The sequence below is a fragment of the Cupriavidus gilardii genome, from assembly GCF_013314895.1.
GTDB classification, from domain to species: Bacteria; Pseudomonadota; Gammaproteobacteria; order Burkholderiales; family Burkholderiaceae; genus Cupriavidus; species Cupriavidus gilardii_C.
The window spans coordinates 59,415-69,389 of record NZ_JABTYE010000012.1; the positions used below are offsets into that span (position 1 = coordinate 59,415).

At 63.3% G+C, this 9,975-nt stretch carries 13 protein-coding genes, 1 tRNA gene and 2 pseudogenes; 5 read left to right on the top strand and 11 right to left on the bottom strand.

Going from position 1 to position 9,975, the window contains the following annotated elements; translation table 11 throughout:
* Positions 1–8: 8 nt before the first annotated feature.
* The 9 genes from HTY53_RS13590 to HTY53_RS13630 form a co-directional block, all read right to left on the bottom strand.
* The gene (locus tag HTY53_RS13590; protein ID WP_174107083.1) at positions 9–161 is read right to left on the bottom strand and encodes a hypothetical protein; all 153 of its coding nucleotides are present in this window, start codon (positions 159–161) and stop codon (positions 9–11) included.
* Positions 158–484 (bottom strand): hypothetical protein, encoded by a 327-nt coding sequence (locus HTY53_RS13595; protein ID WP_174107085.1) that lies wholly within the window; start codon positions 482–484, stop codon positions 158–160. Before HTY53_RS13595 ends, HTY53_RS13590 begins: the two co-directional genes overlap by 4 nt.
* Positions 481–975 (bottom strand): MarR family transcriptional regulator, encoded by a 495-nt coding sequence (locus HTY53_RS13600; protein ID WP_254599948.1) that lies wholly within the window; start codon positions 973–975, stop codon positions 481–483. The genes HTY53_RS13595 and HTY53_RS13600 overlap by 4 nt, the downstream gene beginning before the upstream one ends.
* Positions 965–1,603: a hypothetical protein gene (locus HTY53_RS13605; protein WP_174107087.1), complete on the bottom strand. Its 639-nt coding sequence runs from the start codon at positions 1,601–1,603 to the stop codon at positions 965–967. The genes HTY53_RS13600 and HTY53_RS13605 overlap by 11 nt, the downstream gene beginning before the upstream one ends.
* On the bottom strand, positions 1,593–1,874 hold the full coding sequence (locus HTY53_RS13610) for a hypothetical protein (protein ID WP_174107089.1): 282 nt from the start codon (positions 1,872–1,874) through the stop codon (positions 1,593–1,595). Before HTY53_RS13610 ends, HTY53_RS13605 begins: the two co-directional genes overlap by 11 nt.
* Positions 1,874–2,638, bottom strand: a complete 765-nt coding sequence (locus HTY53_RS13615; RefSeq protein WP_174107091.1) for an AAA family ATPase — start codon at positions 2,636–2,638, stop codon at positions 1,874–1,876. Before HTY53_RS13615 ends, HTY53_RS13610 begins: the two co-directional genes overlap by 1 nt.
* A 20-nt stretch (positions 2,639–2,658) precedes the next feature.
* On the bottom strand, positions 2,659–4,827 hold the full coding sequence (locus HTY53_RS13620; RefSeq protein WP_217435610.1) for a DDE-type integrase/transposase/recombinase: 2,169 nt from the start codon (positions 4,825–4,827) through the stop codon (positions 2,659–2,661).
* Positions 4,828–4,916: 89 nt separating this feature from the next.
* Positions 4,917–5,429 (bottom strand): hypothetical protein, encoded by a 513-nt coding sequence (locus HTY53_RS13625; RefSeq protein ID WP_174107095.1) that lies wholly within the window; start codon positions 5,427–5,429, stop codon positions 4,917–4,919.
* A gap of 27 nt (positions 5,430–5,456) precedes the next feature.
* Positions 5,457–5,822, bottom strand: coding sequence for a helix-turn-helix domain-containing protein (locus HTY53_RS13630; RefSeq protein WP_254599949.1), 366 nt, complete (start codon positions 5,820–5,822; stop codon positions 5,457–5,459).
* Between the two features lie 165 nt (positions 5,823–5,987).
* Between HTY53_RS13630 and HTY53_RS25050 the strand changes: the two are divergent.
* From HTY53_RS25050 to HTY53_RS13640, 3 genes and pseudogenes are all read left to right on the top strand, one after another.
* Positions 5,988–6,197 (top strand): annotated as a pseudogene (locus tag HTY53_RS25050) (helix-turn-helix domain-containing protein); the annotation flags it as partial.
* 15 nt (positions 6,198–6,212) lie between these two features.
* On the top strand, positions 6,213–6,440 hold the full coding sequence (locus HTY53_RS13635) for a hypothetical protein (protein WP_174107096.1): 228 nt from the start codon (positions 6,213–6,215) through the stop codon (positions 6,438–6,440).
* Positions 6,441–6,634: 194 nt separating this feature from the next.
* On the top strand, positions 6,635–7,261 hold the full coding sequence (locus tag HTY53_RS13640) for a hypothetical protein (RefSeq protein WP_174107098.1): 627 nt from the start codon (positions 6,635–6,637) through the stop codon (positions 7,259–7,261).
* Between the two features lie 284 nt (positions 7,262–7,545).
* Here HTY53_RS13640 and HTY53_RS13645 read toward each other — a convergent pair.
* A tRNA-Ser gene (locus HTY53_RS13645) sits at positions 7,546–7,636 on the bottom strand.
* Between the two features lie 100 nt (positions 7,637–7,736).
* A complete protein-coding gene (locus tag HTY53_RS13650) occupies positions 7,737–8,138 on the bottom strand; it encodes a VOC family protein (protein ID WP_174107100.1) in 402 nt (133 codons plus the stop codon).
* A 416-nt stretch (positions 8,139–8,554) separates the two neighbouring features.
* On the opposite strand from HTY53_RS13650, the gene HTY53_RS13655 reads away from it, so the two are divergent.
* Both HTY53_RS13655 and HTY53_RS13660 read left to right on the top strand, forming a co-directional pair.
* A complete protein-coding gene (locus HTY53_RS13655; RefSeq protein WP_174107102.1) occupies positions 8,555–9,223 on the top strand; it encodes a copper resistance protein CopQ in 669 nt (222 codons plus the stop codon).
* A gap of 47 nt (positions 9,224–9,270) precedes the next feature.
* A pseudogene (locus HTY53_RS13660) lies at positions 9,271–9,885 on the top strand (TetR/AcrR family transcriptional regulator); the annotation flags it as partial.
* Positions 9,886–9,975: the final 90 nt, after the last annotated feature.

Genomic DNA, 9,975 nt, shown 5'->3' on the forward strand with positions numbered 1-9,975 from the left:
GTTGCCTTTCAGGTGAGGAGTCGCTGGCACGCCTGGATGACGGGCCGCGATTGGTTGGACATTTGCCCCGCCTCGTAGGCAAGCATGGCCACGATGAGCGTCCACAGCAGTATTCCGAGGCGGGTATGCAGGAAGGCGCGGAAGCTGAAGCGATTCTTCATGGCGCCACCCTGCCGAGCGCATGCAGGCGGGCGTTGAGTGCCTTACGTCGGTCGCGGTATTCGCGCTCAAGCCATGCGAGGTTCCGCTCCTGGTTGACCAGCTCGTCCCTCAGCCAATTCACCTCGCGGACTGCCCGTGCTTCCTCGCGGTCGATGCTGCGCAGTTCCCGATGGACCTTCACTCGTGCGACCATGCGCCGGACTTCGGCAGCCACGGCCGAGAGGCCGGCGCGGATTTCCTGTGCGACCGGCCCGTCCAGGCGGTGACGGGGAGTCGTGAGGGCGGCGCCACGATGGCGCGACAGTTGGATCGATCGGGTCATGCGTTTTCCTCCGGTGTGGGGTTGATCTGCGGACCGCCAACCTCCGGCAGCGGCATCGTCCTGGTATCCAGCACGGCCATCGGAACGTCGGCGGACGCCCGCGCGGCGCGACGCGGTTTCGCGGGCTTCTCCAGGGGTGCGGGCTTGTACTGGCAGACCTGGCAAGCCTTCCAGTGTTCGAGCTGCATCGGGTTGTGTGTCGGTGCGGTACGGAGCGCGACAGAGCGGCAGTGGTCGACGCCGACTTGCTGTCCCGTGTGGGGGCAAGTCAACTGCTCGAAGGCTCGCCGGTAGCGCAGTTCCATCCGATCGGGCTTGGCGCCGCCGTTGCCGTACTCGCCCTTGCCGTGCAGGAAGATGCAAAGGGTTACGCGCGAAACGCCCATGCGCTGGGCCACCGCGGTTTGCGTGCTGGCTTTAACCTCACGGACAAGCGCCTGGAACCAGTCCGCGTCCATGTAGGCTGGGCTCGCCTTCAGGTCATTGGTCATCTTCGAAGCCTTTCGTGTCGGTCCACATGACACGGTTCTGATTGGGGTCGAACACCGCCTTGGTCCGCTGCACCATCGGCGCCCGCGGGCCGGTGTACATGGCAGGGATCAGGACGTACCGTGCGAGTGCCGGATTCCGGCCCACTACAGCCGGCTTCGTGCATTTGAGGTAGCCGGCTGCAGCGAGGGCATGGACGTACGACTTCGCGGTTTCCTCGCTGACGCGATTGGCCGGCGTGCTGGCGAATGCAGCCAGCTCGCGGAAGTTGAAGTCCTTCCGCTCGAACATGCGGCGCATGGTTCCCCACATGGCTTCGTTGCCTGCGCCCTGGACGACAAGCTCGCCGTTCTTGCGAACGCGCGGAGCCTCAACACCGTTATCTCGGAGGAGACGGTAGGTCCTGCGCACAGCGACCCCGCGGCCCACCGGCTCTTCCGCGATAACGGTGATGATTTCGGCCCTGAGCAGGCAGCGGACGTAACACTGGATGATGCTTTCCAGCCCACCGACGGCTTCGGCCAAGGATTCCTGTGTGAACGCCTTCTTCTGCGCGCGCATGGCTTCCCACACGCGCTGGCGAGGGGACTTTCCTCCCTTCATTTCGAGGGATGCGGGCTTACGCGCCATGGGTATCCCCTTTGATGTTGCGGAGCATGGCGCGCATCGCCTGCAGCTGGTGGACCAGTCCATCGATATCGCCGGCCATGAGCGGAATGCTTGCCATGACGCGCTGGTGCCGGCGCGTACCGGTCAAGGTCACATCGAGCAGGACGCAATCCTGGTCTTCCGACAGCGTGGTTTGAATCACGCCACGTGCCTTGATTTCCGGCGCGTCGGTACGGCCGATCTGGTAGTGGCAGTTTTCGAAGCTGGAAAACGTCAGCGTGCCGGCGTTCATCACAGCCTCCGTTCCGGCGACCGGCCGGTGTAGATGGCGACCTTTTCCAGCTCGGCGGCGGTGCACGCCTCGATGCCGAAGGTCATGCAATGCTCGTGGATCTGAGTCAGGTTGACCGATACGCGCCGGACGGACCCATTGGACAGCTCGACCAGGCGATGCAGGACGTCGGGGGCGATCTCGACGCCAGGCGCATAGATGGCGGCAAGCTGGACAGCGTCGTCGACGCTGACGCGTTGAGCCGGCGCCCACGTCAAGACGCGCGAGTGGAAGCGTTCCCAGCGCTCCAGCTTCTTGGGCAGCAGTTCTTCGCCGACCAGCAGCAGAGAACCCTGGGAGCCTTCGTAAATGTCGCGTGCCAGCTCGATCAAGCTGTCCGATTTGGTCGCGTAATCGAACTCATCCAGGATCAGCGTGCGACGCGAGGCGCTCAGCTGCTCGCACACGAGGTCGAGCAGGGCCGGTACCGTCGCCTTGGCGTGCTTAACGCCCATCTCGAAGAGAATCTTTTCCAGCAGCGTCTTGCTACGCCAGGCGCTGCGCATCTGGACGTAGTAGGCCCGGTTTTCGATGGCTAGGACGTTGGTGGCAAACGTCTTGCCCCAGCCGGCCGGGCCGTATAGGACGGCCATCCCCGGCAAGCCGGAGCGGCGGGTGTCCAGGCGTTCGAGCGTCGCCGAGACCAGGTCGAGCGTGCCGATATTGGCGATGCCGCCGGCCGCTCGGGGAGTCGCAGGTTTGCCTGCGTTGGTGTTTTTCGACATAATGAGTTTCCCGATGAGGGTTACTTAAAGGCGAGCCGCACGGCTGCAACCGTGCCGCCGCCACCGGACGCCGCCTGGGTTGCCTCCAGGTGGCGTTTTTTCATGGACGCGTGCTCAGGCGTCTGCGGGTACGTGCCGTACCAGCGAATCAGGCGGGGGTCATCGATCGCTCCTCCGTTAGCGACGATTTCGTCCAGCTCCAGCCACTTCCGGAAGCGAAGCTGCGGGGTTTCCGGGATGACATGGACGTTGGTAACCGGCGGTGGCACAGCCGCCGGGGTGGATTCGGCCCGCTTGCGGGCTTCGAGGATCTGTTGCAGGTCGGCCGGAACCGGCGCGGCAACGGTGCGACCGGACAGCGCGCGATGCGCGGCGCCGGCTGCGGCCAGGGCGCTGGTCTCGTGAGGGACAGTGGGGTTCGGCAGCGTGGCCAGCTTGCCGGCTGCTTCTGCGCGGCTCCGGAGCAGCGATTCCAGCGCCTGGTCGGGATTGACCTTGATGGACTTCGCAGCCTTGCGCTGTTCCTGGACGTTGGCGCGCTGCAGTTCGCGGGCATGGGCGGCGATTTCCTTCCGCGACACACCGGCGCGCTCCGGGCAGACAGCGACGCACACAAACTCGCCGTCGTGGTAGACCACCAGTTCGCCCAGGTCTTCGCCTTGGCGCACCGAGACATCGCGGCCGACGTACAACGCCAGCTCTGGTGCGATGTAGTTGGCACCCTCGATCGTCAGGCCCTTCTTGGTGACCACATAGGTGCCCTTGCCAGCCGGCTGAGCCAGCAGGATGTCGAGGGCACGTTGGTCTGCAATGCGACGGATTTCGCCACGGTAGGATGCGGCGACCGCGAACGGCGTCGCGTCCAGCCCGCCATGCTCGCGGTGCTCATACGTGCCGGCCAGCCAGTCGTTGATCAGCGCCTGCAGCTTCGCGGCCGGCAGCGCCAGTTCGACGACCTGGTCTTTCTTGAACAGGCGTTCGGCGAAGGTGCGGCGAGCCTCGATTGCCGAGCGCTCGGCGACGTTATGGCCGACGAAGGCGGATAGCGCTTCCAGGTTGGAGTGCAGGAGCGTCTGGATACCCCGCTCGACGTGGGGCTTCTCCCATGGCGAGAACGGATTCGTGGTGACGTGCCGGATCTGCAGTTGGCGCAGCGTCTCCTGGAAGTCGATGCTCTGGTAGTCCTTACCGTTATCGGTGACGATTTCCTCAGGCACGCCCCAGGCCAGCAGCGCTTGGCGCAAGGCGAACTTGTGCGTTTCGGTCTTCGGCGTCGGCGCTAGCACCGCGATCATGCGGCGGCTGAACACGTCGATAACGACCGAGGCGGTGTAGCGACGCTGGCGACCGTCGTTATCGGTCAGCATCCAATCCGCCGGCGTGGCGTCCATTTCCCAACGCTGGTTAAGGCGCGCAATGCCGGCCGAGGCATCGCCGAACGCGACCATATGGCTGTTCTTCCACCGGTCCGGATTGGTTGCGGCGGTAAGCAGCTCGGCGTTCTTCGCCTTCCAAGCCTTCAGGAAGCGGTACGCCTGGTGATAGGTCGGTACGTTAAACAGCAGAGCGCCGGTCTTCGGGTCTTTGGCGGACGCCTCGATCAAGTCCAGCAGGTTCTGCACGCCGAGGTGCGGGCGCTCGATCAGCAATGCGATCGTGACCTTCTCCAGCATCGGCTGGGTGGTGAACACGTTGACGTCCTTGCGAAGACGCCCGTCGTTCTCGTCGATGAGACCGGCCAAGCCGTCACGCTCGAAGTCCAGCACCCAGCGCTGGACGGAGCGGGCAGACACCTTCGGAAAAACGACGATCACTTCGTGGGCGACCTGCAGCTCGCGGGCGTTGTACGCTTGGGAGTAAGCCTCCCAGCTCACCGACCGAGTCATCGGCTGGTTGGCAGCAAACCATTGCTCCCAGCTCCGGACGATGGCGAAACGGCCGTCCAGGCGCGCCTTAACACCTTCGCTCATGGAGTCCAGAAGCTTCTTGAGGTTGGCCTCGCCCTGGAGGCGGCGCAGCTCGGCTTTCTCGGCCGCGGTTTGGCGAACACGGGCGATGGCGGCATCTACTGCAGCCGCCTCTGCGGCGTTCCGGTCTAGGCGAACGTACCGCTCCACCTTGCGGCCAATATCCAAAGGCAGATCAGCGACCGCAAACAGCTTCTTGTATCCGCCCCGTACAGGCTCCAAGTCATAGCGCCAGCCGTTCCGCTGGGCCTGTTTCTCAACCGCCCGCTTACTTACGTTAAGAGCGGCGGCGATTCGGTCGAGTCCTACCCTCACAGGCGTCCCCCGATTCGCTTGGCCTCTTCCTCCGCAACCCGGTCCAGCACAGACTTTGGCAGCGAGCGGCGTTTCTCGGCGAGCCGCTCGGCTACTAGCTTTTGCTGCATCGTCAACATGCCGATCTCAGCCAGCATGGCCTCCTCGCCGCGATACACCTTGCATCCGCAGGCGGCGGCGATGATCTCAAGCAATCGATACTGGCCAGTGGCAACCACGAGGGCGGGGATGGCCTCAGCAGGGAAACGCCAGCCCTCTGCGCTCGGAGCGCAGTAGCGGTCCAACATGTTTTTTGTGAGGTCGTGGTTGGAGAGGCGGGACACCTTCGCTGCGACGTCGTGGCGATCCATGCCGCTGCTCGTAGCGGCAGCCAGCGTGTCGACCAGCGCTTCGCGGATAGCCATGGCGATGTCCAAGCTGCCGGCTTCGTTCTTGGGTTGAGGAGGCACTTCGAAAAAGGACAGTTCAAGCTGATTGGCCGCCTTTGCCTGATTTGCTCGCCGTTTCATATGTCAAATCCTTGGGACGGGACGTGGTTAAGCCGCCACCGCGTTTTCAACATTGCGGTGGTTAAGTGCGCTGATAGACTTACGGGTAGACCAGCGGCCGATGCCGCGCTGATTGCGCCCACTCTTTGGATTGCCATCGGCGTCGTACCGGCTGGGCCAGATCTCGGCCGGGGCAACGCCGATGGCGGCGGCGATGATTCGCTCCGCACTTGGCCACGGCGTATCGAGCGCAGCTTTGAGCGAGCCAGGCGCATAGCCGTGCTGCAGGCTGAGCTGGCGCAAGGAATAACCAGCCTTCTCAAGGGCGGCTTTAATGTCGACCCGATGCCAGTCCTTAGGGGCGGCGATGGCTGGTTTTTTTGAGGTGTTTAACTTGCCCATGGCCTCAAACATAGCACAACTAGTTGTGGCTTAACAAGCGGATACTTGTGTTCGCACTTCGCGTTGTTGCGCATGTTGCCACTAAGACTTGTATCTATCTGATTTTGCTAGCTTTTTTGCAAAGCGCGTACGTGGCCGGAAAAGTGCGAACAGGTGGGCGCACTTCGGGGAACAGAAATGACAGAAAGCGCGAACAGGCACCAGGATGAGATTGGCGAAAGATTGAGGGCCTTCAGAACACATCTAGGTGTGTCACAAGATCGCCTCGGGGAGATGGTCGGCGGGACAAAGAGGGGGATACAAGAAAATGAGGGCGGGCGAAGCGCTCCCCAAGCAAAGGTGATGGCTCGCCTTGTGGAGCTTGGTCTGAACGCCAATTGGCTGCTTACTGGAGCCGGTCCCATGCTGCTGAAGGACTTAGAGGCAGGTGCGCAGGCCCCTGCTAGTGCGCTGGATGTCGAGCTTCTGGAAGTGGTGCTAGACAGGTTGGAGGCCAAGATCGCTGCGACCGGCAAGCGCGTAGCCGCAAAGAAGAAGGCCGAGCTTGCGGCGTTGCTCTACGACTACATCGTGGAAACAGGTAAGGCAGAAGGCCCGAGCGTCGAGCGGATCCTTCGGCTGGTGGCCTAATGCGTCGCACTTCGGGGCGGTCCGGCGGGGGCAATGTATTCGCCTAAGCCGTTGACTACAAAGACTTTCCTAGGGAGTGCGACGTAGCGGCGAAAGTGCGACGCGTGTGTCGCGCTTCAAGAAAAACAACTGGCCCTTCCATATTGCGGCCGGTGGAAGGTGCCACACTCCTGGCTGCGGCCGCTCAGGAGGTAATGCAGGTGGTAGTAGAAGAAAAAGGGCGCCGGTTCGCCGACGCCTGGGCCAGTTTGGTCGGGGAAAATCAAGGGTCAGCGCTCGAAGAGGCGCCAAGACAGGTCATCCCAAATGTCACCGTCAGCGGTGGCACTGTATTTGTGGGCAACGGAAACGTGCACAACGTTTTCAACATCCGCCCGAAGGTCACCGTCGTGCAGACAGGTAATGGCGTCCTGGATGCGGCACAGAAGCGGCGGCTCCTGGAGCTGCGCGACCAAATCGTAGGCGTATCTAAGGTTCTGGACGGACAGCAGGTGACGCCGGCAACCGTCATGCGCCGGCTTAACGCGCATATGAATGTCAATTCGTATGCCGAGATTCCCTCCGGGCTGTTCGACCGCGCCGAGAATTACTTGGTCCGTTGGCGCGGCCGGCTGGAAGGAATGCCAGGCGCAACCAAGTCACCCGGGTGGCGCGACCGTCGAATCCAGGCAATCCACGCCAGGTGCAAAGAGCTGAACTGCGACCGCTGGCGGCTCAATTACATGCGAAAGGTGTTCGGGAAAACTTCCCTGATCGACCTATCGAACGACGAGGTTGGGAAGCTCTACCGCGCTGTCATGGACCGAAAGCGGGAGGCGTGATGCTGAACGTGAGTGGTTCTGTGCCAAAGCTTGCGCAATCGCAGCCTATGAAGGGCTCGGTTTCTGTCGATTTTGTGCCAAATCGCCCGATGGCCCGGCATGCCCGCAATCCCTTGTGGATATTGGCTTTTCTCGACTTTGGGGCCGATTTTGCTTTGTGCCAAACCACTCACCCCCCCACAACCGCATTGCGGTCCGCTTTTTGGTATGGGGTAAGCCGAGAGGAACAATCGTCAACTGTTCAACGCACCGATGTCTCAGCGCTCCCGACTCAAAAAACTCTTTGGCGGAGAGAGGGGGATTCGAACCCCCGATGGGCTATTAACCCATACACGCTTTCCAGGCGTGCGACTTAAACCACTCATCCATCTCTCCGGAAGCCCGCGATTATATCAGAGTCCCCTTCGGACGCCACAGTTTCGTTACGCAGAAGAGGAGGAAATGGCGGGCTCAGTCTGTCTCCGTCCTTGCCTGATCACCAACTGACCACCACCGCCTCCGCCGACCGCTGGTGTGGCCCGTGGTAGACGGCCTCCACGTTGTTCCCGTCCGGATCCAGCAGGAACGCCGCGTAGTAGCCGGGGTGATAGTCGCGCTCGCCGGGGCTGCCGTTGTCGCGGCCGTCGGCGGCGAGGCCGGCCTTGTAGAAAGCGTCGACCGTGTCGCGGTCGTTGGCCTGGAAGGCGAAGTGGGCGTGGGTGATCTGGCCGGGCGTGCCTTCGTCGACCCACAGTTCGTCGGCGTAGAAGTAGCCATCGCCGTCGGTGATCTCGATGCCTAGCACGCCGAGTACCGCGCCGTAGAAGCGGCGCGAGGCGGCGAGGTCGCGGACTTTCAGGTGGAGGTGGTCGATCAGGCGGCCGCGTTGGATCTGCATGGAGGTCTCCTCGTCAAGGCAGGGAATCCGCGGTCCGATCCGAGGCCCCTTCGGCCTGGATGCGCTCGATACAGCCCTGAGGCACTCGGAGTGGACCGCGCTAAGTGCATTTTCCGGCGCCCCGCAAAGGGCCGTCCAGTATCGAAGCATTATGGGCGCCAGCGACCTTGACTGACGCGCTCGAAAAAACTCCTTGACTATCTACCTAGTAGTAGATAAATTACGACTCATGGATGCGGCGCCGCAGCGAAGAAGAAGTGAAGCGGCCCTCAAGTCCACGCAACAACCCCGGGAATCCGGGTTTTTTTCGAGTCAGGTTATCTATCTACTAGTAGATTCGATTCGTAGGTTCGACAACCGGATTCCACATTGACCGATTCGATCCGCCAGGCGCGGGTCCCTGAAAGGAGCTGATCATGACCAACCGTACCTTCGCCAAGACCTTGTTGACCGCCGCCACCCTTGCCGCCGCCTTCGTCGCCGGCACCGCCCAGGCCGCCACCGTTCCCGCCGACAAGTACGGCTACGAATTCCGCGCCGGCGAGCGCAGCACCTATGTCGACGGCGCCCGCGGCGGCGATCGCAATACCTTTGTTGACGGCGCCCGCAGCGGCAAGGCGGACCCGTACACCGACGGCGCTCGCACCGGCAAGGCCGATCCGTACACCGACGGCGCGCGTATCGTTGCCGGCCTGGACCGTACCGGCGTGTCGGCCACCCCGGGCCGCAGCGTGAATCAGTTCACCGACGGCGCTCGTGGCGGCAAGTTCGACCCGTACACCGACGGCGCACGCATCGTCGCCGGCCTGGATCGCACCGGTGTGTCGGCCGAGCCGTCGCGCAGCCCGTACACGGACGGCGCGCGCCAGGGCCGCTTCGACGTCTTCACCGAAGGCGCTCGCCAGGGCCAGTTCGACGTGTTCACCGAAGGTGCGCTCGTCGCCGGCCTGGATCGCACCGGAGTCTCGGCCGAGCCGTCGCGCAGCCCGTACACCGACGGTGCACGCCAGGGCCGCTTCGATGTCTTCACCGAAGGCGCACGTCAGGGCAAGTTCGACGTCTTCACCGAAGGTGCCAACGTTTGAAGGGCAATACCGCAACGGCCGCTCGTGGTAGCGGGGGAGGGCATGTCATGAAAGACGCTTCGACTTCCCGCTCCGCCGGCCGGGCCCAGGCCTCCGGCGCGAGCTCGACGGTGCGCGACCGGCTGCTCGAACACACGCTCGACCTGATCCGCACGCGGGGCTTCAACGGCTTCAGCTATCGCGATCTGGCCGAGCGCGTCGGCGTCAAGACGTCGAGCATTCATTACTACTTCCCGACCAAGGAAGACCTCGCGCTGGAAGCGGTGAACGCCTACAGCGCTCGCGTCGCCCGCTATCTGGATGGCATCGACGCGACGCTGCCGCCGCTGCAGCAGGCCGAGCGCTATCTGGCCTCGTGGCGGCGCGAATGCGGCGGGCAGCAGGTATGCCTGGCAGGCATGCTGTCGACGGAAGCCTTGTGCCTGCCGCCGGCGGTGCATCAAGCGCTGCAGGAATTCCATCGGATTCACGAGAGCTGGCTGACGGCGCTGCTGGAGCGAGCACGCGCGCAGAACGGCGGCGATGCGCAGCCGGCGATCGGCTCGGCGGCGCTGGCGCAGGTGTTGTTCGCCGCACTGCAGAACAGCCTGGTGTCCGTGCGGCTGTTCAATCAGACCGAGCGGCTGGAGCCGGCGGCGAATCTGCTGCTGGCCGCGGTGGCGGAACCGGAGGGAGCGGCACGGGCGTCGTCGGCTTCAACGCGGGCGATCGAGCCGACCAACGTACCCGACCACGCGCCGAACAACGCGCCA

Bases quoted from the DNA above. Each gene is read 5' to 3' on its own strand.
- HTY53_RS13590 (WP_174107083.1), bottom strand. From the start codon at position 161: ATGAAGAATCGCTTCAGCTTCCGCGCCTTCCTGCATACCCGCCTCGGA.
- HTY53_RS13595 (WP_174107085.1), bottom strand. From the start codon at position 484: ATGACCCGATCGATCCAACTGTCGCGCCATCGTGGCGCCGCCCTCACG.
- HTY53_RS13600 (WP_254599948.1), bottom strand. From the start codon at position 975: ATGACCAATGACCTGAAGGCGAGCCCAGCCTACATGGACGCGGACTGG.
- HTY53_RS13605 (WP_174107087.1), bottom strand. From the start codon at position 1,603: ATGGCGCGTAAGCCCGCATCCCTCGAAATGAAGGGAGGAAAGTCCCCT.
- HTY53_RS13610 (WP_174107089.1), bottom strand. From the start codon at position 1,874: ATGAACGCCGGCACGCTGACGTTTTCCAGCTTCGAAAACTGCCACTAC.
- HTY53_RS13615 (WP_174107091.1), bottom strand. From the start codon at position 2,638: ATGTCGAAAAACACCAACGCAGGCAAACCTGCGACTCCCCGAGCGGCC.
- HTY53_RS13625 (WP_174107095.1), bottom strand. From the start codon at position 5,429: ATGAAACGGCGAGCAAATCAGGCAAAGGCGGCCAATCAGCTTGAACTG.
- HTY53_RS13630 (WP_254599949.1), bottom strand. From the start codon at position 5,822: ATGTTTGAGGCCATGGGCAAGTTAAACACCTCAAAAAAACCAGCCATC.
- HTY53_RS13635 (WP_174107096.1), top strand. From the start codon at position 6,213: ATGCTGCTGAAGGACTTAGAGGCAGGTGCGCAGGCCCCTGCTAGTGCG.
- HTY53_RS13640 (WP_174107098.1), top strand. From the start codon at position 6,635: ATGCAGGTGGTAGTAGAAGAAAAAGGGCGCCGGTTCGCCGACGCCTGG.
- HTY53_RS13650 (WP_174107100.1), bottom strand. From the start codon at position 8,138: ATGCAGATCCAACGCGGCCGCCTGATCGACCACCTCCACCTGAAAGTC.
- HTY53_RS13655 (WP_174107102.1), top strand. From the start codon at position 8,555: ATGACCAACCGTACCTTCGCCAAGACCTTGTTGACCGCCGCCACCCTT.